The organism is Hymenobacter segetis (assembly GCF_054776495.1).
Genome location: NZ_BAAHBV010000002.1, coordinates 782,268 through 808,628, shown reverse-complemented (window position 1 = coordinate 808,628; position 26,361 = coordinate 782,268). Strand labels below are relative to the sequence as shown.

Sequence of the window (26,361 nt, the reverse complement as noted above, 5' to 3'; positions counted from 1 at the left end):
TCGTTTTGGGACGGTTTTAGCGGAAGGCTGCGTAAATTTGAGGTGCGCCACGGCGCTTATTCGCTAAAAGACTACCTAATGTTAGATTTTCTCGGCAAAACCATCGCCAAGCTTTTTGGCTCCAAAGCAGAAAAGGACCTCAAGGATGTTGTGCCTTATGTGGCCCTCATTAATGCCGAATATGCCAAACTGGCTGGCTTGACCGATGACCAACTGCGCGAGCAGACCGATGCCGTGCGCGCCCGCATTGCCGAGCGCCTCGCCGGCCTCGATGGGCAGATTGGCGGTTTGCACCAGCAAATCGACACACAGCTGCAACTGGACGTGGCCCAGAAGGAGGTTTTATTCGAGCAAATTGACGCATTAGAGAAGCAGCGCAACAAGGACCTTGAAGCCGTGCTGATGGAGGTGCTGCCCACCGCCTTTGCTATTGTGAAGGAAACAGCCCGCCGCTACAAGGAAAACGGCCAGCTAGTGGTGACGGCCAACGCCCGCGACCGCGAATATGCCGCCACCCACGCCAACGTGACTTTTGAGGGCGACAAAGCCATCTGGAGCAACAAGTGGCTGGCTGCCGGGGCCGAAATCGTCTGGGACATGGTGCACTACGATGTGCAGCTGATTGGCGGCATTGTGCTGCACCAGGGCAAAATCGCCGAAATGGCCACCGGTGAAGGCAAAACGCTGGTTTCAACTTTGCCGTCGTTCCTCAATGCGCTGTCGAAGCGTGGGGTGCACTTGGTAACGGTCAACGATTACCTCGCTAAGCGTGACTCGGAATGGAACGCGCCGCTGTTCGAGTTCCACGGCATCACCGTGGATTGCATCGACAAGCACCAGCCGAACACGCCGGAGCGCCGCGCCGCTTATCAGGCCGACATCACCTACGGTACCAACAACGAATTCGGCTTCGACTACCTGCGCGACAACATGGCGCGCGACCCCGAGGAGTTGGTGCAGCGCAAGCACCACTTCGCCATGGTCGACGAAGTGGACTCCGTGCTGATTGACGATGCGCGGACGCCGCTCATCATCTCCGGCCCGGTGCCGCGCGGCGACGTGCACGAGTTCTATCAGCTCAAGCCGCGCATCCAGCGCCTGGTGGACGAGCAGAAGAAAGTGGTGCAAGCCTATCTGGTAGAAGCCCGCAAGCAAATCGCCGCTGGCAAAACCGGCGTGGAAGCCGGCGACAAAAATGGCGAGGGCGGTCTGATGCTGTTCCGCGCCCACCGTGGTTTGCCTAAGAGCAAGCCGCTCATCAAATTCCTGTCGGAGCCCGGCATCCGGGCGGTGCTGCAGGCTACGGAAAACCACTATCTGGCCGATAACTCGCGCCAAATGCCGAAGGCCGACGAGCCGCTGTTCTTCACGATTGACGAGAAGAACAACCAGATTGAGCTGACCGAAAAAGGCTTGGATTTGATTACGGCGCAGGGCGAAGACCCGCAGCTGTTCATCATGCCCGACATCGGAATGGCCATTGCCGACATCGAGAAAAATACCGCGCTTTCGGCCGAAGAAAAGCTGCATCAGAAAGACAAGCTGATGAGCGACTACAACGAGAAATCGGAGCGGGTGCACACCGTGAACCAGCTGCTGAAGGCCTACACGCTGTTTGAGAAGGATGACCAGTACATCCTGACCGACGACGGCAAGGTGAAAATCGTGGACGAGCAAACCGGCCGCGTGATGGAAGGCCGCCGCTATTCCGACGGCCTGCACCAGGCCATCGAGGCCAAGGAAAATGTGCGCGTGGAAGACGCGACGCAGACCTACGCCACGGTGACGCTGCAGAACTACTTCCGCATGTACCACAAGCTGTGCGGCATGACCGGCACGGCCGAAACCGAAGCCGGCGAGTTCTGGGAAATCTACAAGCTCGACGTGGTGGTGATTCCCACCAACCGGGTGATTTCGCGCAAAGACTCCGATGACCAGGTGTACAAAACGGTGCGCGAGAAATACAACGCCGTGGCCTTGGAAATCCAGAAGCTGGTGGAAGCCGGCCGCCCCGTGCTGGTGGGTACCACTTCGGTGGAGATTTCCGAGCTGATGTCACGCATGCTGAAATTGCGTGGCATCCAGCACCAGGTATTGAACGCCAAGCAGAACCAGCGCGAGGCCGAGATTGTGGCCGCCGCTGGCTACCCCGGCACCGTGACCATCGCCACCAACATGGCTGGCCGTGGTACAGATATTAAGCTGCGCGAAACCAGCCGCGAGTCGGGTGGTCTGGCTATCATCGGCACGGAGCGCCACGAAAGTCGCCGGGTAGACCGCCAGTTGCGGGGCCGCGCCGGCCGCCAGGGCGACCCGGGTACTTCGCAATTCTTCGTTTCTCTTGAGGACAACCTGATGCGCTTGTTCGGCTCCGACCGGATTGCGAAGCTAATGGACCGCATGGGCATGGAAGAGGGCGAAGTGATTCAACACTCGATGATTACCAATTCCATCGAGCGGGCCCAGAAGAAGGTGGAAGAAAACAACTTCGGCACGCGCAAGCGCCTGCTGGAGTACGATGACGTTATGAATGCCCAGCGCGAAGTGGTGTACAAGCGCCGCCGCAACGCCCTGCACGGCGACCGCATGGAAGTCGATATCCTCAACATGATTTATGACGTGAGCGAGGACATCGCTGCCGGCCACAAAATCACGGGCGATTTCGAGGATTTCAAGCTGAACGTCATCAAGGTGTTCGGCTACGATACCTACCTCACGGCGCAGGACCTAACTAGCTTGCAGGTGCCGGCCTTGACGCAGAAGCTATACGACGAGGCCCTGGGCTACTTCCAGAGCAAGAACGAGCACATTGCCTCGAACTCGCTGCCGCTGGTGAACGACCTGCTGAGCAACGGCTCACCCTACGAGAACATCGCCGTGCCCTTCACCGATGGCAAGAAGCAGGTGCAGGCCATTGCCAACCTGCGCCGCGCCCAGGCCACCGGCGGCCACGACATTCTGCGCCAGATGGAAAAAGTGGTGGTGCTGTCCGTTATCGACACGGCCTGGACCCAGCACCTGCGCCAGATGGACGACCTGAAACAGGTAGTGCAAAACGCGGTGTACGAGCAGAAGGACCCGCTGCTGGTGTATAAATTTGAGAGCTTTGAGTTATTTAAGCGCATGATTGGTAAGGTGAACGAGGAAACCACAACCTTCCTCTTCCACGCCGACGTGCCGGTGAACACCAGCATGGTGGGCACCAACGAGGAGCAGGACTACTACCTCGAAGACGAGGAGCCCGCGCCCCAGCTCACCGTGGAGCATACCAGCAACCTCGACTCGCTCGGGGCCGGCCCCGAGGATATGGGCCCCGACTACCAGACCCCCCAGGTAGCCGAAAAGCAGGTGCCCGTGCGCAGCCAGAAAGTGGCCAACCGCAACGACAAAGTGAACGTGCAGTACATGGACGGCCGCGTGGTGCGCGACGTGAAGTACAAGTCCGTGGAGCAGGACGTGGAAAGCGGCCGCGCTGTGCTGGTAGACTAATTGGTTAGCCTCTTGAGTAGAAACGGGAACGCCCCGGCCAGTTGGTCGGGGCGTTTTTGTCTTTAAGGCGGCCCGGTAGCCAGTCGGCTATATTTGCCGGTCTGTCCGGCTGGGCAGTTTTCTTTCCCTGCGGTAGTTGCATGAAACACTTCTTCTCTTTTTCTATCTGGTGCCGGTGGGTGGCGTTGGGAATGTTGGTGCTGCTGGGGGCGACGGCCCGGGCGCAAGCGCCCGACTGGCAGCAGGCGCTGGCCATCACCACTGCCACTGGCAGCACCTCGGAAGTAACCGCTACGGCCGTCGATGCCAGCGGGAATGTGTATGTGGCGGGCAGTTTCCAGGGCACGGTGGGGTTTGGGAGCGTCACGCTGACCAGTGCCGTTAACTATGCGGGCTTTGTGGCGAAGTGGGACCCGACGGCCGGCACCTGGGTATGGGCGCAACCGTTGGCCACCACCCAGTCCGCGTACGTCACTACCTTGGCGGTGCAGGGCACCAGCCTGTACGTGGGCGGGCTTTTTATTGATGCTATCACCTTGGGCAATATTACGCTGGCCGGGGCCGGCAGCTACCGCGGCTTTGTGGCCAAGCTCAGCGATTCCGGGCCTACGGCCCGCTTTGTGTGGGCGCAGGCCATTGGCGGCACAGCCTACGACTACGTGCTGGGCCTGGCGGTGCAGGGCAGCAGCGTGTACGTGGTGGGCGCTTTGAGCAGCCCCACGGTCAGCTTCGGCCCGGCCACGGTGACCAACTCCGGCTACTCCACGGGCTTTGTGGCCAAGCTGCTGGATGCCGGGGCCTCGGCCAGCTACGCTTGGGTGCAGGCCGTGGGCAGCCCCGGCCAGAGCCGCCTGGGCGCGGTGGCGGTGCTGGGGGCCAATGTGTACGTGGCCGGCTCGTTTGCCGGGCCGGCCACCTGTGGCAGCACCACCCTGGCCAGCAGCAGCACCAACGATACCGACGTGCTGGTGGCCCGGCTCACCGATGCCGGCACTTCGGCCAGCTTTGCCTGGGCGCGGCAGGCCGGGGGCACCGGCCCCGACCGTGCCACTGCGCTGGCCGTGGCCGGCAGCAGCGTGTACGTGGCCGGCGACGTGGCCAGTGCCACCAATGTATTCGGCAGCACCAGCCTGGCCAGCCTGGGGCGGAGCGATGCCTTCGTGGCCAAGCTCACCGACAGCGGCCCCACCGGCAGCTTTGCGTGGGCGCAGTTGGCCGGCGGCGCGGGCTACGAGGCCGTGACGGCCCTGGCCGTGCAGGCCCCCAGCGTGTATCTGAGCGGCTACGCCACCAGTGCGCAGGCGCGGTTTGGCACCACCACGCTGGCGGGCCTGGGCGACTACGATGCCTTCGCGGCCCGGCTGCTGGATGCGGGCAGCAGCGGCAGCTTCGTGTGGGCCCGGCAGGCCGGCAGCAGCGGGAGCGACGAGGCCACCACGCTGGTGCTGCGCGGCACGCAGGTAGTGGTGGGCGGCTACGCCGCCGGCCGCCCCCGGTTCGGCCCCCTGGTCCTCGGCACTGCCGGCACGGCTACGTTCGGCTTTCTGGCTACCATCACCGATGCCGCCGCGCTGGCGGTGGCTCCCCGGCTGCTGCCCGCTGGTGCTGTCAGCCTCTTCCCCAACCCCGCCCACGGCACGGCCACCGTGCAGCTGCACGCCGGCACCGGCCCGGCCGTTTTCACCATCATTGATGCCCAAGGCCGCACCCTGCGTACCCAAACGACGGCCCCCGACTCCAATGCCGCGCTTGACCTCACCGGCTTCGCGCCCGGCCTCTACGCCGTGCGGGTGGCGGCCGGCGGCCGCACCGCCACCCACCGGCTGGTGGTGGAGTAGCAAGCCCTGCCGGGCGGCCTTATCTGCGCCCACGCCCCGACCAGCCAGTTGGGGCGTGGGCGTTTTTGCGGGGGCAGGATTAAACCAGCCGCTGCCGCGATGGTCAACGGGAATACGCACAACCAAGAATTCTTCGCTTTCATGAAACACACCTTTACCCTGATGCGCACCTTGCTGCTAACCGCGCTGCTGCTTGGAAAATGTGGCCTGGAGGCCGCCCACGCCCAGGCTCCCGCCTGGCAAACGGCCACCGCCGTGGCCACGGCCAGCAACGGAGCCTATACCGTGACGGCCAGCGCCCCCGATGCCACCGGCACCAACCTCTACGTGGCGGGCTCCTTCGCGGGCACTGTGGCCATGGGCGGGGCGCTGCTCACCAGTGCCGGGGCCACCGATGTCTTTGTGGGCAAGTGGAACGTGGCCAACCAGCGCTTCGCCTGGGTGCAGCGGGCCGGCGGCCCCAACAACGACCAGGCCCTGGCCATCACGGTGCGCGGCGTGAGCGTGTTCGTGGCCGGCACGTTTGGCGTGGCGGCCACCTTCGGCAGCATCAACCTGGCATCGGCCGGGGCCACCGACGGCTTTGTGGTGAAGCTGAGCGACGCGGGCACCAGCGCCACCTTCGTGTGGGCCGAGCCGGTGGGCGGCCTCAACGAGGACCGGGCCACGGCGCTGGCCGTGAGCGGGGCCAACGTGTACCTCACCGGCACCTTCCGCAGCCAGACGGCCACGCTGGGCCGCCTCACCATCACCAACCCCACGGCCGGGCCCACCACGGCCGGCCTGGCCCACGTCTTTATCACCAAGCTCACCGATGCGGGCACCACGGCCACCTTTGTGTGGGCGCGGGCCTTCGGGGGCAATGCCGCCGACGATGCCGCCGCTGCCCTGGCCGCGAATGGCACCAGCGTGTACCTGACCGGCGACTACACCGGCAACCTGAACCTGGGCGGCGGCACCGCCCTCAGCAGCGCCGGGGGACGCGATGTGTACGTCCTCAAGTTCACGGATGGCGGCAACAACCCCGCCCTGGCCTGGGCCAAAAGCGCCGGCAGCCCCGGCCCCGACCTGGCCGCCGCCCTGGCCGTGAGCGGCACCAATGTGTACGTGGCCGGGGCCTTCAGCGGCTTCGCCATCTTCGACCTGAATGCCGTGGTGAGCGCTGGCTCGGCCAACGTTTTTGTGGCCAAGCTGGCGGATGCCGGCACCAGCAGCACCTTCACCTGGGCGCAGCAGGGCGGTGGCGTTGCCATCGATGCAGCCACGGCGCTGGCCGTGAGCGGCCCGGACGTGTACGTGGCCGGGTCCTTCACCAGCCCGGGCGCCACCTTTGGTACCACCTCCCTAATCAATAGCGCCACGGCCGCCGCCCGCACCGCCGATGTCTTTGTGACCCGGCTGAACGACACCGGCCCAGCCAGCACGTTTGTGTGGACCCAGAAAGCCGGCGGTACCGGCACCGACGCGGCTAACACCGTGGCCCTGTTGGGCAGCACCCTGTACGTGGGGGGCACCGCCACGCCGCCGGCCACGTTTGGCAGCCAGTCCATCACCTCGGTAAACCCGGCGAGCGTGGGCTTTCTGGCCTCGCTGGCCGCCGTCCCCCTGGCCACGGCCGACGCGGTGGCACTGGCTGGCCTCAGCCTCAGCCCCAACCCGGCCCACGGCACGGCCACCGTGCAGCTGCCGGCCGTGCCCGGCGCGGCCACGGCCACGCTCACCGTGCTCGATGCCCTAGGCCGGGCGGTGCGCACCCGCAGCACGCCCACCAATGCCCAAGCCGTGCTCGACCTGGCCGGCCTTGCGCCCGGCCTCTATGCCGTGTGCGTGGCCGCTGGCGGCAGCACCGCCACCCGCCGCCTAGTGGTCGAGTAGCAGCAACCGGTTGCGGCCGATGCAAAAGCCCCGGCCAAAAGCCAGGGGAGGGGGATTTCTGCCAGCTGGATGATAATGCGGCTATCTTTGAAGCCTGCCCCTCTCTTGGCCAAGTATCTACCCCCGAGCCTGCTGCAATGAACAGCCTTCCCATCTTTTTGCGCTGGCTCCGGTTGGGCGTTTTGTTGCTGCTGCTGACAAGTATCAACACCCTGGCCCAGACGGGGCCCGCCTGGCAGCGCGCGCTGGTGGTGGGGCAGGCACCCAACAACGATGTGGCGGTGGCATCGTCGGTAGTTGACGCGAGCGGTAACGTGGTGATGGTTGGGTATTTCAGCGGCGTGGCCAGCTTCGGAACCACGCTGCTCACCAGCGCGGGAGGTGTCGATGTATTTGTGGTTAAATGGAGCCCCGCTACCAATGGCTTCGTATGGGTGCAGCAGGCCGGCGGCGTTGCCGACGACTACCCCACCGTGCTGGCAATGCAGGGCCCCGACCTCTACATCGCGGGCAACTTTGCGAGTCCCGTTATTGGCTTCGGCAATGTGAGCCTGGCGAGTGCCGGTAGTACCGACGGCTTTGTGGCCAAGCTCACCGATGCAGGCAGTACAAGCCGCTTCATCTGGGCCCAGGGCGTTGGGGGGAGTCAGGTGGACGATGTTACCGCCCTGGCGGTGACCGGAGGAAGCGTGTATGCCGCCGGCTTTTTCGAGGGTGTGGTAGCGATGGGCGGCACCGTGCTCACGAGTGGCCAGAACTATAGCCAGGCATTTGTGGCGAAGCTCACCGATGCCGGCCTCACCGGTGCTTTTGCCTGGGCCCGCCAGCTGGGCGGCATCAGCTTCAACGATGCCAGGGGCCTGGCCGTGGAAGGCACGAATGTGTACGTGGCGGGCTACTTCAACGGGACGGCTACACTGGGCGGCATCAGCCTCACCAGCCAGGGATACTACGACGGCTTTGTGGCCAAACTCACGGATACCGGCTCCGGGGCCAGCTTTGTCTGGGCCCAGCAAATAAGTGGCAGCGACAATCAGCAAGCCGCCGGGCTGACCACCAACGGCAGCGGCACCATCTATGTAACCGGCTCGTATAACAGCTCGACCAGCTTTGGCAGCCTTAGCTTATTCGCGCCCAGCATCACCAGCCGCAACCGCCTGTTTGTGGCCAAGCTGCTCGACACCGGCGCGGCAGGCACCTTTGTCTGGGCCCAGGGTGCAGGCGGCAATGGCGACGACTACGTGGGGGGGCTGGCCGTTTCCGGCACCAGCCTTTACCTGACCGGCTACATCGGAGGCATTGCCACCTTCGGAACTACCGTTTTAACCAACACTACCCGCACCGACGGCTTTGTGGCCAAACTGACGGATATGGGCAGCACCGGCAGCTTTGCGTGGGCGCAACTATTTGGCGGCAGCGGCTTTGATTTTGGGGGCCCTGTGACCTTAGCCCGCAACGGAACCGTGTATGTAGCTGGGGGAAGCGAGCTACCCGCCAGCTTTGGCCCGCTGCAACTGACCGGCACTACCAGAGGCCAATCCGGGTTTCTGGCTGCTTTCACCGAGGCTACCGGATTGGCTGCCGCCACCGCCCTGGCCTCCGCAAGCATTACCCTTTCGCCCAACCCGGCCCACGGCACGGCCACCGTGCAGCTGCCGGCCGTGCCCGGCACTACCACCGCCACCCTCACCGTGCTCGATGCGCTGGGCCGGGCGGTGCGTACCCTCAGCACGCCCACCAATTCCACCGCCGTACTCGACCTGGCCGGCCTCGCGCCCGGCCTGTATGCCGTGCGGGTGCAGGCCGGCGGCAGCCCCGCCACCCGCCGCCTAGTGGTGGAATAGCCGGTGCTTGTATCCGATAATCAAAACGCCCCGGCCGGTTGGTCGGGGTATTTTTGGTTTTAGAGGAGGGCCGGGAGCCCCTCAAGGTGTACATTTAGCGCGAATACTATCGGTTGTTTTCTTTTTCTACTCCTTTCCCCTTATATGAAGCACGTATCCTCTTTCCTTTCGTGTAGTGGGCTAATGGTGGCCTTGTGGGCAATGGGCCCGACGGTGGCCCACGCCCAGGCCCCCGCCTGGCAAACAGCCCTGGCCGTGGGCAATACCACCGCGCAGGTACTGGCCACGGCGGCCGACGCGGTCGGTAACGTGTACGTGACGGGCTGCTTCACCGGCACGCTGAGTGTGCCCGGCACCACGCTCGTAAGCGTGGGCGGTACCGATGGTTTCGTGGCGAAGTACAACGCCCAGGCCGGCACCTTTTGGGCCATCCGCTTCGGCGGAACCGGGGCCGACAAGGGCACCGCCCTGGCCGTGGCCGGCACCAGCATCTACGTGGCCGGCACTTTCGATGGCACCGCCACGGTAGGAGGGCTGACGCTGACCAGCGCGGGCGGCGGCGACGTGGCCGTGCTGAAGCTGACCGACCAGGGCACGGCCCCGGTGGCCGTGTGGGCCCAGTCGGGCGGTAGCCCGACCGGCGACGAAGGCTGGGCCCTAGCCGTGAGCGGCAGTAGCGTGTACGTGGGCGGCCAGGTGGGGGGCACGTCTGTCTTCGGTAACGTGGCCGTGCCCGTGACGGCCTCGCTGGCCGCTGGCTTCGTGGCCAAGCTGACCGATGCCGGTGCCACGGCCACCTATGCCTGGGTGCAAACCCTGGGTGGCCCGTACTACGACGGCATCTATGCGCTGGCGGCCGACGGGGCTTCGGTGTACGCCGGCGGGTTTTTCTCTTACAACATGACGCTGGGCGGCACCACCCTCACCAGCGCGGGCCTATCCGATGCCGTGGTGGTGAAGCTGACCGACAACGGCGCGGCGGCGAGCACCGCCTGGGTGCGGCCAGCCGGCGGCCCTGGCGGCGACCAGGTGAACGCGCTGGTGGCCGGCGGCGGTACGGTGTATGCCACCGGTGCCTTCAGCGCCACGGCGACTTTCGGTGGCACCTCGCTCGTTAGCGCTGGGTCCGGCGACGTGTTCGTGGCCAAGCTGACCGATGCCGGGGCGACTGCTACTTACACGTGGGCACAGCAGGCCGGCGGCCCTGGTCCCGAACAGGGCTACGCGCTGGTAGCCCGGGCGGGCAGCGTGTATGTGGCGGGTACCATGTCGGGCAACGCTACGTTCGGCTCCAACACCGTGGCGGGCGCGGGTGGTTACGATGCCTTTGTAACCCGCGTGGACGATGCCGGCTCTAGCGCCCGCTTTGCCTGGACCCAACTGGCCGGCGGCACCGGAACCGACGTTGCCAGCTCGGTGGCCGTGGCCAACGGCAACCTGTACGTGGGGGGGTACGCGAAGCTGCCCGCCAGCTTTGGAACGCTGGTGCTGTCCGGCAGCAGTAGCCAAAACGGCTTTCTGTCGGCGCTGGGGCCGGCCGCGCTGGCCACCGCGCCGGGGGCCGCCCTGCCAGCCTTCGCGCTTTCTCCCAACCCGGCCCACGGCACGGCCACCGTGCAGCTGCCGGCCGTGCCCGGCGCTACCACCGCCACCCTCACCGTGCTCGATGCCCTGGGCCGCCCGGTGCGCACCCTCAGCACGCCCACCAATGCCCGGGCCGTGCTCGACCTCACCGGCCTCGCGCCCGGCCTCTACGCCGTGCGCGTGGCCGCTGGCAGCAGCACCGCCACCCGCCGCCTGGTGGTGGAGTAGCCAGGCGGCCACGTATTTTTCATTTCTGCCATCCCTTTGGCCTTGTCCGCCATCGGAGAAAGCTTGTCAGCCATCCCGGACAACGTTTCTCCGATGGCGGACAAGCTGTTTTTGGGGTAAACTGACATTTCCGCCATCCCTTTGGCCTTGTCCGGGATGGCGGACAAGCTGTTTTCGGGGTAAACTGACGTTTCCGCCATCCCTTTGGCCTTGTCCGGGATGGCGGACAAGGCCAAAGGGATTGGGGTGAAGCTGTCCGGGATGGCGGACAAGGCCAAAGGGATTGGGGTGAAGCTGTCCGGGATGGCAGACAAGACCTTTACCAAGTAGTTTCCACCAAAGGCGACCCCCGTGAAAACACCTGATTTACCACGTACTTCTACGTGAAAACAGCCGGGCAATGCTGGAATCGTTTGGGGAGATAATACATTTGATTTCAATCAATTCCTCACTCCATATTTCCTCACTGCCATGCGCAAACCCAAACTCATCGAAGATTACACCTACCTGCTGTACGATGCCGTATCGCCCTTCGCCTACGCCGTGGCCCGCCAGACCAAAGGCAGCCCCTTCATCTCCGATGGAGTAGACCTGACGAAGGCGCTGAACGATGCCGTGACGGCCCTGGACACCAACGTGGCCGCCACCGACCACCCCACGCCCGCCCAAACTGCCCAACGCGACCTGCTGCGCGGTATCGTTATCACCGAGCTGGGCCGCCTGGCCAAGCGCCTGAACCTGGACTACCCCGCCGACGAGCCCGCCCTGCTCTCCTCGGGCCTCGTGCTGGCCGATGCGTCCGGCACGGCCGCCCGCACCCTCACCGCCAGCGCCACCGACGCGGTGATGGACCTGGAGCTGCTGGACGGCACCCAGCCCGGCTGCCTGCTGCTACGGCTCAAGCGCCCCACCGGCACCCTTCAGAACCTTATTCGCTACTCCACCGACCTCAAGCTGCCCGAAGAGCAGTGGCTGGTGGCTGTGGGCGGCGGGCGCGAGCGCCAGCTCGGCCCCTTCGAGTCGGGCACGAAGGTGGCCGTGAAGGTGGCCGCCCTCATCGGCTCCACCACCGAGCCGCAGTACTCGGCCGTCAAGAGCCGCATTGTGCAGTAGGCCCCGCCGGCCGCTGCCGCCCAATGCCCCGGCCTGTCGGCCGGGGCATTGTGGCGTTTGGGCGTAGGGGGCAGCCCGGTATCTTTACCGGCGTAGGGCCCCGGGCTTCGGGGCACGGCTTATTCCTTTCCCTTTTTTCTTTTTCTGATGAGTGAAATTTCTACCCTGATGCAGCGCGGCCGGATAATGCTGGCGGCGGTGGGCCTTTTGCTGGCCGCCCCGGCGGTGCGGGCGCAGGCCCCGGCCTGGCAGTCGGCCTTCGGCGTGGCCACGGCCTCGGCCTTCCGCTCCGAAGTAAACGCCGCCGTGGCCGATGCCGCCGGCAACGTGTACGTGGTGGGCGCCTTCGCCGGTACCTTCCAGGTGGCCGGCACCACCCTGTACAGCAACCAGGGCGATAATACCTTCGTGGCGAAGTGGAGCAGCGCCACCCGCGCCTTCGTGTGGGCGCAGCAGCTGGGCGGGGCCGGCACCGTGTATGCCCAAACCCTGGCCCTGAGTGGCAGCAGTGTGTACGTGGGCGGCCTTTTTAACGCCCCGGTAATGCAGGCGGGCACCCTGCAGCTCACCAACACCAGTACCGGCGCTAATACTGACGGCTTTGTGGTCAAGCTGGCCGACGCGGGCACTTCGGCCACGGTGGTGTGGGCGCAGCGGCTGGGCGGCCCCGATTCGGAGTGGGTGAACAGCCTGGGCGTGGCGGGCAGCACCGTGTACCTGGCCGGCAGATTCCAGAGCGCCACGCTGGCCGTGGGCAGCACCACCCTTACCAATGCCGGCATTGCCGATGCCTACGTGGCCCGGCTGACCGACGCGGGCGCTACGGCCAGCTTCGCGGGAGCCGTGCGGGCCGGCGGGCCCGGGGCCGACGAAGCCTTTGGCCTGGCCGTGAGCGGCAGCAGCGTTTACGTGACGGGCAATTTTCAGCGGACGGCCACTTTCGGTACTCCGGCCCTTACGATGAGCGCACTTGGCACCTATGATACGTTTGTGGCCCGCCTCACCGACACCGGCAGCAGCCTGCGCTTCGACTGGGCCGTGCGCGGCGGCAGCACCGAGAGCACCGTTGGGCACGCCGTGGCCGTGCAGGGCAGCAGCGTGTACGCGGTGGGCGAGTTCACCGGCACCACGGCCACCTTCGGGCCCATCACCCTTGCCAACGCGGGCGGTAGTACCGACAACGATGCCTTCGTGGCCAAGCTCACCGACGCGGGCACGAGTGCCGCCTTCGTGTGGGCGCAGCGGGCCGGTGGCGGCTCCGATGATGAGGCCACGGCCGTAGCCGTGCGGGGCAGTAGCGTGTACGTGGCCGGGCATTTTTCCAGCCCCACGGCCACCTTTGGCCCCACCACCCTCACCAACCGCACCGCCGCCCAAACCTATGATGCGTTTGTGACCCGCCTGCACGATGCCGGCCCCACCGGCACCTTCGTGTGGGCGCAGGCCGGCGGCAGCATCTACGGCGACTACTGCCGGGCCGTGGCCCTGGGCGGTACCACCGTTTCCATCGCCGGTTCGGTGGGTATGCCGGCCAGCTTCGGTACCCAGGCCATTGTGCCCGGCGGCGTTGGCTTCTACAACAACGCGGCCTTCGTAGCCAGCCTGACGGATGCCACCGGCCTGGCCACCGCCACCGCCGCGCCACTGGCCGGCCTGCGCGTGGCCCCCAACCCCGCCCACGGCACGGCCACCGTGCAGCTGCCGGCGGGCCTGGGCGCGGGCACGGCCACGCTCAGCGTGCTCGATGCCCTGGGCCGGGCGGTGTGCCCTGCCATCGTGCCCACCACCGCGCTGGCCGTGCTCGACCTGGCCGGCCTTGCGCCCGGCCTGTATGCCGTGCGCGTGCAGGCCGGCGGCCACACCGCCACGCACCGCTTGATGGTGGAATAGGGGCGGCCCCTTGGCTCTTTCCGCTTTCCGATACTTCCCCTCATCCTTTCCTTCATGAAGCTTCATACCCTGATTCCGGCCATCGTTTGCCGGCTGCTGCTGGCCCTCTTGCTCGTGGGCACCGGCGCGGCCCACGCCCAGGCCCCCACCTGGCAAACGGCACTGGCGCTAAACGCCGTCTCCTCAAACGTAACCGGCATGGCCACCGACGCCGCCGGCAACGTGTACCTGACCGGGCGCTTTGTGGGCACGCTGAGCCTGGGCAGCATTGCACTCACCAGCCAGGGTGGCGACGATGGCTTCGTGGCAAAATACCGTCCCGCCACCGGCACCTTTGCCTGGGCGCAGCGTTTTGGCGGGACCGGGGCCGACCAGGGGCATGCCGTGGCCGTGGCCGGCTCCAGCGTGTACGTGACGGGCACCTTTGAGGGCACGGCCACGTTTGGCGCCATCAGCTTCAGCAGTGCCGGGGCCAGCGACGCGGCCGTGTTCAAGCTCGTTGACCAGGGCACCACGGCGGCGGTGGTCTGGGCGCAGCGCGCCGGCGGCTCCCGCCCCGACAATGGCTACGCCGTGGCCGTGAGCGGAACCAGCGTGTACCTGGGCGGCGCCATTGGCGGCGCGGCCGACTTCGGCCCGCTCACGCTGCCCAATGCCGGGTATTTCACGGGCTTTGTGGCCAAGCTCACCGATACCGGCGCGTCGGCCGCCTTCGGGTGGGTGCAGGCCCTGAGCGGCCCCGGCTACACCGATGTGAATGTGCTGGCCGCGACGGCCACCAGCGTGTACGCGGGCGGGCTGTTTGTTAATTCCACCACCTTTGGCTCCGCCACGCTTACCGGCACGGGGGCCGAAGATGGCTGGGTAGCCAAGCTGAACGACAACGGTCCCAGCGGCAGCGTGAGTTGGGCGGTTCCGCTCGGCGGCTCCGGGTCCGACGAGCTGTATAGCCTGGCCGTGAGCGGCCCCAACGTGTACGCCACCGGGCGGTTCTCGGGCACGGCCTGGTTTGGCAGTCTGGCGCTCACGAGTGCCGGCAGCAGCGACGTATTCGTAGCCAAGCTCACCGATGCCGGCGCGTCGGCGGCCTACACCTGGGTGCAGCCGGCGGGCGGCCCCGGCGACGATTTCGGCAGCGCCGTGGCCGTGGCCGGCGGCAGCGTGTACGTGACGGGCGGAATAGTCGACGCGGGCACTTTCGGGAGCATCCCGGTAATGACCGCGGGCACCCACGATGTATTCGTGGCGCGCCTGGCCGATGCCGGGGCCAGTGCCCGCTTCGTGTGGGCGCAGGTGGGCGGCGGCAGCCAGGGCGACTTTGGTACCGCCCTGGCCCTGAGCAGCCAGGGACTGTACGTGGGCGGCGTGGTGAGCCCCCCAGCCACCTTTGCGCCGCTGGCCGCACTGGCCGGCGACGGCAGCGGGGTAGGGGTGGGCCTGCTGGCGGGGCTGGGCCGCGCCGCGCTGGCCACTACGCCCGCCGCGCCCGTGCCCGCCTTCGGCCTGCTGCCCAACCCCGCCCACGGCATGGCCATGGTGCGGCTGCCAGCCGGCCTGGGCGCGGCCACCCTCACCGTGCTCGATGTCCTGGGCCGGGCCGTGCGCAGCCAAACCACCACCGAAGCCCACGCCGAGCTGGACCTCACGGGCCTGCCCGCCGGCCTCTACGCCGTGCGCGTGGCGGCGGGCAACCAGGCCATCACCCAGCGGCTGGTGGTGGAGTAGGGGAGGACGGTTTGCTTTGCCGGTGCGCTGCCGGAAACATTGAGCCTCAATGCCGGGGCCCGCTTCTCCACTGCCGGGCATGGTATTGAATTGCTGAGGCTTGCGAGTAGCTTTGACGGCGAAATTTCTACGATTACCCTACCTTCCTTTCCGATTGCTTTGATGAAAAACCGCTACCATCTGCCAGTAAGTTGGCTGGCCTTGTTCCTATTGTTAGTGCCGGGCTTTGCTGCGCGGGCCCAGGCTCCGGCCTGGCAAATGGCCGTGGTGGCCAACACGGGCAGCACGGTGGACGCCACGGCCACCAACGCGGCGGGCGACGTTTTCATCACCGGCACCTTCACCGATGTGCTCCGTCTCGGCAACCTCACCCTGACCAAAGCCGCTCCCGGCACCGGCGATACCGACGTATTTGTGGCCAAGTGGAGCGCCACCAGCCAGTCCTTCGTGTGGGGCCAGCAGGGCGGCAGCCTCGGGGCCGATGCGGCCTCCGACATTGCCGTGCAGGGCACCAACGTATACATTAGCGGGGTGGCCTCGGGCATAGTCACCATGGGCAACATTACCCTCTCGGGCGTGGGGCCAATGTTTGTGGCCAAGCTCACTGATGCGGGCACGGCGGCCAGCTTTGTGTGGGTCCAGCAGACCAACAACAGCTACCCGGCCGCCCTGGTGGCGAGTGGCAGCAGCGTGTATGTGGGCGGCACGTTTATGGGGGCCACCGTCACCTTCGGGGCCACCACCCTCACCAATGCCACCGGGGCGACAAACCAGGGTGATGCCTTCGTGGCCAAGCTGACCGATGCCGGCGCTACCGCTACCTGGCAGTGGGCGCTGGGCGCGGGCGGCAACCTCAACGACAACGCCACCGGCCTGGCCCTGAATGGCACCAGCGTGTACGTGGTGGGCAACTTTGCCAGCGCCCGGCTGTCGATGGGCGCTACCACGCTCGCCCAAACCGGCAGCCACGCGGCCTTCGTAGCCAAAATAGCCGATGCCGGCAGCAGCGCGGCCTTTGCCTGGGCGCGCCAGCCCGGGGGCTACGCCGATGCCCAGGCCGTGGCCGCCAACGGCAGCAGCCTGTACATGGTGGGCAGCTACGCGACGCGCGTCAGCTTTGGCCAGCAGCTGCTCGACGCCGGCTCCCGCGTGGGCCTCTACGTGGCCAAGCTCGTGGATGCGGGCCCGACCGGCGACTTTGCGTGGGCCGAAGGCGGCACCGCCACCACCGCCGCCATGACCGCCGTGGCCGTGAGCGGAGCCAACGTGTACGCCACCGGTTCCTTTCAGGTAGACGTCACGTTCGGGGCCACCACCCTGACGGAGGTGACTTACAACGACATATTTGTGACCAAGGTGGTGGATGCCGGAGCCAACGGCCAGCTGGCCTGGGCGCAGCGCACCGGCGGGGCCGGCAACGACGAGCCCGCCGGGCTGGCCGTGGTGGGCACCACCGTGTACGTAGGGGCCACGGTGGGCCCGCCCATCAACATCGACGGGCACTACGTGAACGGCACCAACAACCTGCCGGGCCGCCGGGCCGCCTGCCTGGCCACCCTGGCCGACCTGCCCCTGCGGCCCACCCTGGCCAGCGTAGCGCCGCGCACCGGGCCCGTGGGCAGCACCCTGGTGCTCACGGGCACCAACCTGGGCGGGGCCACGGCCATCACGTTTGCCGGGGCTGGCAGCCCGGCCGTGCGCTCGGGCTTCGTGGCCAACGCGGCGGGCACCCAGCTCAGCGGCGTGGTGGTGCCGGCCGGGGCCACCAGCGGCCTGCTCAGCGTGACCACGCCCGAGGGCACCACCGCCGGCGTGCCCTTTGCCGTGAGCACCACCCCCGGCATTGCGCCGCCCTGGCAGCTGCTGAGCACCGCCACCGGCGAGGCCGAAGTGAACGCCACGGTGGCCGATGCGGCCGGCAACGTGTATGTGGCCGGCACCTTCCAGGGCACCGTGGTGATGGGCGGCACCACGCTCGTCAGCGCGGGCAACTTCGATGTCTTCGTGGCGAAATGGACGCCGACCGGCGGCTTCGTGTGGGCGCAGCGGGCCGGCGGCTCCACCGCCGACAAAGCCGAAGCCGTGGCCCTGCAGGGCAGCAGCGTGTACGTGACCGGGGAGTTTGACAGCGCGACGGCGGCCTTCGGCAGCCAGACGCTGACCAATTCCGACGGCTACGGCCAGACCCCCGATATGTTTGTGGCCAAGCTGACCGATGCGGGCAGTACCGGGAGCTTCGTGTGGGCGCTGCGGGCGGGAAGCAACGCCCTGGAATGGGGCGATGCGCTGGCCGTGAGCGGCAGCAACGTGTATGTGGGGGGCGATTTCAGCGGCGTGGCGGCCACGTTCGGGTCCACCGCCGTGGTCAACGTCAACGACGCCGGGGCCATCAGCAGCTACGTGGCCAAGATTACCGACGCGGGGGCCAGCGGCAGTTTCACCTGGGCCTACCAGGTGGGCCGGGGCAACAACGTGGCCGCCCTGGCCGCCAGCGGCACCAGCGTGTACATGACGGGCTTGTTCATCAATTCGGTCACCATTGGGGCCAGCACCATTCTCACCAACGGCTCGGCCGACATGTACGTGGCCAAGCTGACCGACGCGGGCAGCACCGGCAGCTTTGTGTGGGCGCAGGGGGCGGGCGGCCCCCTCACCGACGAAGGCACGGCCCTGGCGGTGCAGGGCAACGCCATTTACGTGGGGGGCAACTTCCGGAGCACGGTGGCTTATTTCGGTACGGCCACGGTTGAGAATGCCAACCACGCCGCCGACATCTTCGTGACCAAATTGACCGACGCGGGCGCTTCGGGCAGCTTTGTGTGGACGGAGCGGGCCGGCGGCACCGGCGATGACTTGCTGTACGGCCTGGCCGCCAGCGGCTCCAGCCTGTACGTGGCCGGCACCTACGGCACCGCGCCCGCCGCCTTTGGCCCCGCCACCCTGCCCACGCCCACCGGGCTGGATGGCTACGTGGCCAAGCTGGCCGACGCGGGCGAGGGCGGCACGTTTCTGTGGGCCAAAGCATTCGGCGGCACCCGGACTGATGTAGCGTACACCGTGGCCGCCAATGGCACCAACGTGTACGCGGGCGGGTACTCGGTACCGCTCAGCACCTTCGATGGCCTGACCATTCCGGCGAATGTCAACGGGGCCTACCGGCCTTATCTGGTCGCCCTCAACGATGCCTCGGCCCCGGTGCCCGTGCTCACGGCCATCAGCCCCGCCAGCGGCGGGGCCGGCACCGTGCTCACCCTCACCGGCACCAACCTGACGGGTACTTCCGCCGTGGCCTTTGCCGGCACGGGGGCTGCCGTGGTCAGCAGCGGCCTGGTAGTGAACGCGGCCGGCACCCAAATCACGGGCGTGGTGGTGCCCGGCGGCGCGGCCACCGGCACGGTAACCGCCACGGCCCCCGGCGGCACCAGCAACGGCCTGCCCTTCACCCTCACCGGCCCGCCGGCCAACGACGACCCCGCCGGCGCGCTCCCCCTCGTGGCCGGCCCCGACTGCACGCCCGTCAGCGGCACCAGCGCCGCCGCCACTGCCAGCACCACCACCGGCCTGAGCACGCCCGCGCCGGCCCACGACGTGTTCTACACCTTCGTGGCCACTTCCCCGGCCGTGCGCGTGCAGCTAACCAGCGCCGCCACCACGCTGGCCCTGGAGCTGTACCGGGGCCCCGCCACGGCCCTGTCCCTGGTCACTACCACATCCCCTCCGGCCCCCGCCGGCACTCTGCTGCTGGCCAGCGCCAGCCTCACGGTAGGGCAGTCCTACGTGGTGCGGGTAACGGCCGAAACCGGCGGCACCGGCCAGCCCTTTGCGCTATGCGTAACCAGCCTGCCCACGGTGATTACGCTGGCTCCCACCAGTGGGCCGGTCGGCACGGTGGTTACCCTCACGGGTACCGGCCTGAACGCGGCCAATAGCGTGCGCTTTGGCGGTGGCAGCACGGTGCCAGCGGCGGCCTTTCTGACGGCTACGGCCACCAGCGTGCGCGTGGCGGTGCCCACGGGCGCGGTATCGGGGGCATTGGCCGTGGCCACGCCGGCCGGTACCATCACCACCGCGCAGGTGTTCACCGTGACGGCCCCGCAGCTGGCCGTGGCGCAGGGCAGCACCGCCTACCCCAGCGGCGGCGCGGCCTATAGTTTCGCGTCGCAGGTCGTCGGCACCAGCAGTGCCGCCGTGCGCTTCACGCTCAGCAATCCCGGCTCGGGGGCGCTCACCCTCGCCGGCGTTTCCATTACCGGCGACTTTGCCTTGGGGGGCAGCGCGGGCTCCAGCATCGCGGCGGGCGGCACCACATCGGTTGATATCACCTTCACGCCGCTGGCCGTGGGCACCCGCACCGGCAGTCTCATCATCAATTCCGATGCCGGCACGTACGTGCTGAGCCTTACGGGCACCGCCCGCCTGCCCTTGCCGGTGCTCACCACCCTGCTGCCCACCAACGGGAGCGTGGGCACGCAGGTGAACATTACGGGCAGTGGCCTGGCGGGGGCCACCAGCGTGAATTTCAACGGCGTGGCCCAGGCCACCATCACCAACAATGGCGGGTACTACCTCACGGTGCTGGTGCCCGCCGGGGTGCCCCTCGGGGCCGGCCCGGTCACGGTGACCACGCCCGCCGGCACCAGCAATGCCCTCACCTTCACCGTTACGCCGCCCCCGCCCAGCTGGCAAACGGCCGTGGGGGCCAATCAGGCCTTCGGCAGCATGTCGGGGGCGCGGGCGCTGGCCACCGATGCCAGCGGCAACGTGTACGTGAGCGGCATTTTGCAGGGCACCGTCACGCTGGGCAGCACCACCGTCACCAGCCCTGCCGGCACTGGCTACGTGGCCAAGTGGAGCCGCGCCACCGGCACCTTCGTGTGGGTGCAAGCCCTGGGCGTTGTCAATGCCAACGTAGCCGCCATTGCCCTAAACGGCAGCAGCGTGTACCTGACCGGCGTATTTAGCGGCACTCTCACGCTGGGCACCACCACGCTCAGCAGCAGCACCACCAACCTGTACGTGGCCAAGCTCATGGATGCGGGCACCAGTGCCAGCTTTGCGTGGGCCCGGCAGGGCACCACCACCGGAGGGGCTACGGCCAGCGCCGTGGGCGTGAGCGGCACCAGCGTGTACGTGGCCGGCGCTTACGATGGGGCTCCCCTCACCCTGGGCAGCACCACCCTGCCCACCCCAGCCAATTCCGCCAGTGACGTATTCGTGGCCAAGCTGACCGACGCGGGCAGCAGCGCCAGCTTCGTGTGGGCCAAGAAGGCGGGCGGCACGGGCGAGGATGTGGCCACGTCCCTGGCCGTGAGTGGGGCCAATGTGTATGTGGCCGGCCCTTTCGCTAGCACGGCGGCCGCCTTCGGCACCACGGTGCTGGCGGGGGGCTTCGCCACCTACTTTGTGGCCAAGTTGACCGATGCCGGCTCCACCGGCGATTTCATCTGGGCCCGCCAGACCCAGGGCGGCGCTTCGAACCAAACCCCGTGCGTGGCCGTGAGCGGGGCCAACGTGTACCTGGCGGGTTCCTTCAGGGGCACCATTCGCTTCGATGCCTTGTCGCTTACCGCAGCGGGCGGCACCGATATATTCGTGGCCAAGCTCGCCGATGCGGGCACGACCAGCAGCTTCGGGTGGGCGCAGCGCGCCGGGGGCGATGCCGATGAATACGGCACCGCCCTGGCCGCCAACAGCACGGGGGTGTACGTGGCGGGGGCCAACGGCAGCCGCTTGTCGGAGTTCGGCCCCTACACCCTCCAGATAATCAATAACAGCTACGACACCGATGTTTTCGTGACCCGCATCACCGACCAGGGCAGCACCGCCCGCTTCGAGTGGGTGCAGTCGGCCCGCTCCGACGGTACGGACAATGCCTACGCGCTGGCCCTGAACGGCTCGACCGTGTACGTGGCGGGCGAGGTGCAAGCCGGCGCGCGCTTCAGCGCCTTCACCCTGACCGGGCCTCTCGGGAACGGCCTCGCCTTCCTGGCCTCGCTGAACGACCCCGTGCCCACCGCCACCGCCGCCACCACCAGCCTGCGGGCGACCGACGACCTGGTGGTGTACCCCAACCCGGCCCATCACACGGCCACGGCTCGCCTGCCACTCGTGGCCGGCGCCGCCGAAGCCCGCCTCAGCGTGCTCGATGCCCTGGGCCGCACCCTGCGCACGCAGGTGGTGCCCCTGCCGGCCCCCGGCCAGCGCGCCGAGCTGAATTTGGTGGGCCTGCCCACCGGAGTGTATGTGGTGCAGCTGGTGGCGGGCGGCCGTACCGCAACCCGGCGGCTGGTGGTGGAGTAGGGGGGCAGAACCCCGTACCTTTGCCCCATGAACCTCGCCGCTCAAATTGACCACACCCTCTTACGCCCCGACTGCACCGAGGCGCAGATAATCCAACTCTGTGAGGAGGCCGCCGCCCACGGCTTCGCCACGGTGTGCGTGCCGCCCTGCTACGTGGCCCTTGCCACGGCGCGGCTGGCCGGTACGGCGGTGGGCATTTGCACCGTCATCGGGTTTCCGCTGGGCTATGCCACGCCGGCCGTGAAGTTCAAGGAAGCCGAAGTGGCCTTGTATGACGGGGCCGCGGAGCTGGACATGGTCATCAACATCTCGGCCCTGAAATCGGGCCGGACCGACACTATCCAAGCCGAAATCCTGGATTTGGCCGACCTCTGCCACGTCAACCAGGCCCTGCTCAAGGTCATTATCGAAACCGCCCTGCTCTCGGACGAGGAGATTGAGCTGGCCTGCCGCCTGTGCGTGGGCGGCGAGGCCGATTTCGTGAAAACCTCCACCGGCTTTGCCAGCCGGGGCGCGTCGGTGGCCGATATTGAGCTCATGCGCCGCTCCCTGCCCGATACCGTGCGTATCAAAGCCGCCGGGGGCATCCGCACCCGCGAAGCCGCGCTGGCCCTGGTAGCCGCCGGCGCCGACCGCATCGGCTCGTCCAATAGCCTGGCCCTGATTGCTGAATCCGATGAATCGCCTGCTGCCTAAGATGCTCGTCGCCTCCCTGTTCTTCGGGCTGGCCGCCTGCGCCGGCGCGGCCCCGCAGGCCCCCCGTGCCAGCGCCCCCGCCGATACCACGCTCAAAAAGGCCGCCACCGCCGCGCCCATGCCCGCCGAGGACGTGACGAAGTACCGCCCGGTATTTGCCGCGCCCAAAGCCACGCCCATCCTGGCCACCGCACCCGCCAAAACCACGGTGCTGCCTACCAACCACGTCAACCCCCAGGTAGAGCAGCGCCTGCGCGACCAGGCCTACACCAACCAGAACGTAAAATACGCCCAGGGCTACCGCCTGCTGGTGTACCTCGGCCTGGAGCGCGACCAGGTGATGGCCATCCGCCGCACCGTCATCGGCCGCTACCCCGATGAGACGGACTACATCACCTTCAAATCGCCGGTTTACCGCCTCTACATCGGCGACTACCTCACCAAGCTCGACGCGGCCCGCGCCATGGCCCGCCTGCGCGGCCTCACCCCCAAGCTGGAGCTCGAAGCCACCCAAGTGGTGCTAAACAAGAACCCGTAGGGGAGGGGCAGAAAGAACAAAAAACTCCCCTCCTTACCAAGGAGGGGATATTTCAGCGAAGCTGAAATTGGGGTGGTTGAATCGTTGAACGACCCCGCCTGCTGTTTCCTCGCGAGTCGTTCAACGCCCACAACCACCCCCGTCCGAGCCTTTGGCTCGAACATCCCCTCCTTGGTAAGGAGGGGAGTTTGACCGCCCAACGCCTACCGCCCATGACCCCTCTCATTCCCCGCATCCAGCAGCTCGCCGCCGCCCACGCCGCCGACACCGTCGCCATCCGCCAGCACCTGCACGCGCACCCGGAGCTTTCGTTTGAAGAAGTGAACACCGCCGCCTTCGTCACGCGGGAGCTGGAGAAGCTGGGCCTCAAGCCGCAGCCCATTGCCAACACCGGCGTGGTGGCCCTCATCGAAGGTCAGCCCGGCGGCCCCACCATCGCCCTGCGAGCCGATATGGACGCGCTGCCCATCACCGAAACCAGCGACGTACCCTACAAATCGACCAACCCCGGCGTGATGCACGCCTGCGGCCACGACGTGCACACGGCCTCCCTGCTGGGCGCGGCCCGCATTCTGAATGAGCTGAAAGGCGAGTTCAAAGGCACCGTGAAGCTGATGTTTCAGCCCGGCGAGGAGCGGCTGCCCGGCGGCGCTTCACTGATGATAAAGGAAGGCGTGCTGGAAAACCCGGCTGTGGGCCATGTGCTCGGGCAGCACGTATTCCCGCACCTGCCGGCCGGCAAAATCGGCCTGCGCCCCGGCCGCTACATGGCCAGTACCGACGAGCTCTACCTCACCATCAAAGGCAAGGGCGGCCACGGGGCCATGCCCGAAATGAACCTCGACCCCGTGCTGGTGGCCGCCCACATCATTGTGGCCGCCCAGCAGATTGTGAGCCGCCGCGCCAACCCCAAAATTCCCTCGGTGCTGAGCTTCGGCAAGGTCATCGCCAACGGTGCCACCAACGTTATTCCCAACGAAGTCTACATCGAAGGCACCTTCCGCACCCTCAACGAGGAGTGGCGCGCCGAAGCCCACCAGCACCTGCGCAAGCTCTGCGAAGGACTGGCTGAAAGCATGGGCGCGGTGTGCGAGCTCGAAATCCGCCACGGCTACCCGTACCTGGAAAACGAGCCCGCCCTCACCGCCCGCGTTCGGGCCGCCGCCGAAGAATACCTCGGCCCCGAAAACGTGGTGGAGCTCGACCAGTGGATGGCTGCCGAGGACTTCGCCTACTTCTCGCAGGCCGCGCCGGCCTGCTTCTACCGCCTCGGCACGCGCCACGCCGATGGCCGCTTCGCCGCCTCCGTGCACACGCCCACCTTCGATATTGATGAGCAGGCGCTGGCCACCGGCCCCGGCCTCATGGCCTGGCTAGCGATAAAGGAGCTCAGTAGCGCGGACTTTTAGTCCGCGAGTGAACTGCCCAAATTATTCCATTCGCGGACTAAAAGTCCGCGCTACTTTCCCTTTATGAACCGATTTCTGCCCTACATCCTGCTCTTAGCCGCCCTGTTGGCCCGGCCCGCCGCCGCCCAAACGCGCCGCTCCACCTCCGGCCTACAGCTCTGGCCCGAAGTGCAGGCCGAGCTGGCCCTGCCCGGCAACGACTACCTGCTCCTGTCCGTGCGCGGCCAGCAGAACACCGACAACAACCACCTGCTCGGGGCTGAGCCCAAGCGCGTGTTGGGCTTCGACGAGCAGCGCGTGAACCTCGCCTACGAGCATTTCCTGAGCGAGCACTGGAGTTTGGGCGGCACTCTCGGCTACTTCTCCGCCAGCACAAAGGACTACGTGCTGATACCGGAGGTGCTACTGCGCCACCGCAGCCCCCTCGGCCCACTCACCTTCGGCCAGCGCCTGAGCCTGGAGCGCACCTTCCCCAGCGCCACCGGAGCCAAGGGCCAGACCAACGCCCGCCTGCGCGTCGACCTCGAAAAGCTCCTGCCCATTGGCACCGGCGGCTTCGCTCTGCGCCCCCGCCTGAGCTACGAGGCAGCCACCCACGTTCGCCTCCTCAAGTCCGATACTGACCCTGACGAACGCACCATCCAGTTCACCAGCCTGCGCGGCGAGGTGGGTTTCCGGGTGGCCGGTTTGTTTGATTTTACGCCCTGGTTTGCGTACCAGACCAATTATTTGGTCACGCTGCCGCAATACAATTCGCTGGGAATCCAGACCTCCGGCGGCAAGCTCAATGCCGTGACCCCGGTGCTGGGGCTCGATTTGCGCTTCACCATCATCCCGGAACAGAACTCTGGAAACCGCCAGCAGCTGCCCACGCAGCACTAAGGCATAACTGTCATTCTGAACGCAGGAGGAATCTGAGAAAATGTGCCTGAAGGTTTCCTCAGGTTCCTGCTGCGGCAGGATGACAACCTTCAGTTGATGACAAAATTTCAGGCTTGACTTTAGGGCTGATTATGTCTTGAATGAGTTCAGAAGGAATTTTATTAGCTAGCGCCAACATTCGATAATTACCGATTTTCTGAAAATAAGACAAATTGTCGCAAAAAATACTTCGTAAATCGATTGGTATAGAATTTAAGGAAGGGAAGTATGCCGCCAGCCGGCTGTGATTCTTTCACTTCCCCTAATATTCTATATTTCAATGGCAACCCTGCTGTATAACAACAACCGTCCTTCCCTCCGCCCCAGCCGCGCTCTGAGCGCCATGCTGGCCGACATGCTTCGCGAGCCGCAAACGGCCGCCACGCAGCCCACGCCCGCCTTCGTGCCCGCTGCCGACATCCTCGAAACCGCCACCGGTTTTGAACTGCACCTGGCCCTGCCCGGCGTAAAAAAAGAAACCGTTAACCTCGAATTCCTCGACGGCCAGCTCGTTGTATCCGGCAACCGGTCGAACCCGGTGACGGTTGCGAAAGAAGCTGCCGCTGCTGCTACCGAAGCCGCCGCTCCCGCCGACGAGAATACGCCCGCCGTGGTTGCCCCCGAGGCCCCAGCCGCACCTAAGTTCCGCCGCGTCGAAACCAACTACGGCCACTTCTCGCGCACCTTCCGCCTGCCCAAAACGGTTAATGTGAAGGCCATCGCCGCCGAAATGACCGACGGCATCCTGCGCGTGACGCTGCCCTTCGACACTGAAAAAGTGACCACCCAGCACATCGAAATCCGCTAAGCGCGGGTTGGCTTGTAAAAAAAGGCACCTCTTGGGGTGCCTTTTTTGCAGCCGCCAGCGTTGGGCTGCTGACAAGCTCGTTTTGGTCTGCTTTCTGCTGAAA

At 66.5% G+C, this 26,361-nt stretch carries 15 protein-coding genes; 14 read left to right on the top strand and 1 reads right to left on the bottom strand.

The window, feature by feature from the left end; translation table 11 throughout:
* Positions 1-78 precede the first annotated feature (78 nt).
* The 5 genes from secA to ACYU70_RS13820 all read left to right on the top strand — a co-directional run bounded on the left by secA (position 79) and on the right by ACYU70_RS13820 (position 10,858).
* Positions 79-3,489 carry a preprotein translocase subunit SecA gene (gene secA, locus ACYU70_RS13840; protein WP_342300626.1) on the top strand — a complete coding sequence of 1,137 codons (3,411 nt, stop codon included), beginning with the start codon at positions 79-81 and terminating at the stop codon, positions 3,487-3,489.
* Positions 3,490-3,629: 140 nt separating this feature from the next.
* Positions 3,630-5,327: a T9SS type A sorting domain-containing protein gene (locus tag ACYU70_RS13835; RefSeq protein WP_342300625.1), complete on the top strand. Its 1,698-nt coding sequence runs from the start codon at positions 3,630-3,632 to the stop codon at positions 5,325-5,327.
* A gap of 141 nt (positions 5,328-5,468) precedes the next feature.
* Positions 5,469-7,202, top strand: a complete 1,734-nt coding sequence (locus ACYU70_RS13830) for a T9SS type A sorting domain-containing protein (RefSeq protein ID WP_342300624.1) — start codon at positions 5,469-5,471, stop codon at positions 7,200-7,202.
* A gap of 137 nt (positions 7,203-7,339) precedes the next feature.
* Positions 7,340-9,046: a T9SS type A sorting domain-containing protein gene (locus ACYU70_RS13825; protein WP_460616027.1), complete on the top strand. Its 1,707-nt coding sequence runs from the start codon at positions 7,340-7,342 to the stop codon at positions 9,044-9,046.
* Between the two features lie 144 nt (positions 9,047-9,190).
* Positions 9,191-10,858: a T9SS type A sorting domain-containing protein gene (locus ACYU70_RS13820; RefSeq protein ID WP_342299999.1), complete on the top strand. Its 1,668-nt coding sequence runs from the start codon at positions 9,191-9,193 to the stop codon at positions 10,856-10,858.
* On the opposite strand, the gene ACYU70_RS13815 is transcribed toward ACYU70_RS13820, so the two are convergent.
* Entirely contained in the window at positions 10,798-11,130 is a 333-nt protein-coding gene (locus ACYU70_RS13815) for a hypothetical protein (protein WP_460616026.1), read from the bottom strand. The genes ACYU70_RS13820 and ACYU70_RS13815 overlap by 61 nt on opposite strands.
* A gap of 199 nt (positions 11,131-11,329) precedes the next feature.
* Between ACYU70_RS13815 and ACYU70_RS13810 the strand changes: the two genes are divergently transcribed.
* The 9 genes from ACYU70_RS13810 (at position 11,330) to ACYU70_RS13770 (ending at position 26,258) form a co-directional block, all read left to right on the top strand.
* Positions 11,330-11,971 carry a hypothetical protein gene (locus tag ACYU70_RS13810; protein ID WP_342300003.1) on the top strand — a complete coding sequence of 214 codons (642 nt, stop codon included), beginning with the start codon at positions 11,330-11,332 and terminating at the stop codon, positions 11,969-11,971.
* A gap of 147 nt (positions 11,972-12,118) precedes the next feature.
* A complete protein-coding gene (locus ACYU70_RS13805) occupies positions 12,119-13,861 on the top strand; it encodes a T9SS type A sorting domain-containing protein (protein ID WP_342300004.1) in 1,743 nt (580 codons plus the stop codon).
* A gap of 54 nt (positions 13,862-13,915) precedes the next feature.
* Positions 13,916-15,586, top strand: coding sequence for a T9SS type A sorting domain-containing protein (locus ACYU70_RS13800; protein ID WP_342300006.1), 1,671 nt, complete (start codon positions 13,916-13,918; stop codon positions 15,584-15,586).
* 162 nt (positions 15,587-15,748) lie between these two features.
* Entirely contained in the window at positions 15,749-21,886 is a 6,138-nt protein-coding gene (locus tag ACYU70_RS13795) for a choice-of-anchor D domain-containing protein (protein WP_342300008.1), read from the top strand.
* A 27-nt stretch (positions 21,887-21,913) separates the two neighbouring features.
* Complete coding sequence (deoC, locus tag ACYU70_RS13790; protein WP_342300010.1) at positions 21,914-22,582, top strand: deoxyribose-phosphate aldolase; 669 nt, start codon at positions 21,914-21,916, stop codon at positions 22,580-22,582.
* Complete coding sequence (locus ACYU70_RS13785) at positions 22,563-23,120, top strand: hypothetical protein (protein WP_342300012.1); 558 nt, start codon at positions 22,563-22,565, stop codon at positions 23,118-23,120. The genes deoC and ACYU70_RS13785 overlap by 20 nt, the downstream gene beginning before the upstream one ends.
* A gap of 212 nt (positions 23,121-23,332) precedes the next feature.
* A complete protein-coding gene (locus tag ACYU70_RS13780) occupies positions 23,333-24,529 on the top strand; it encodes a M20 metallopeptidase family protein (RefSeq protein ID WP_342300014.1) in 1,197 nt (398 codons plus the stop codon).
* A 63-nt stretch (positions 24,530-24,592) separates the two neighbouring features.
* Positions 24,593-25,411: a hypothetical protein gene (locus ACYU70_RS13775; protein ID WP_342300016.1), complete on the top strand. Its 819-nt coding sequence runs from the start codon at positions 24,593-24,595 to the stop codon at positions 25,409-25,411.
* Positions 25,412-25,730: 319 nt separating this feature from the next.
* Entirely contained in the window at positions 25,731-26,258 is a 528-nt protein-coding gene (locus ACYU70_RS13770; RefSeq protein ID WP_342300018.1) for an Hsp20/alpha crystallin family protein, read from the top strand.
* Positions 26,259-26,361: the final 103 nt, after the last annotated feature.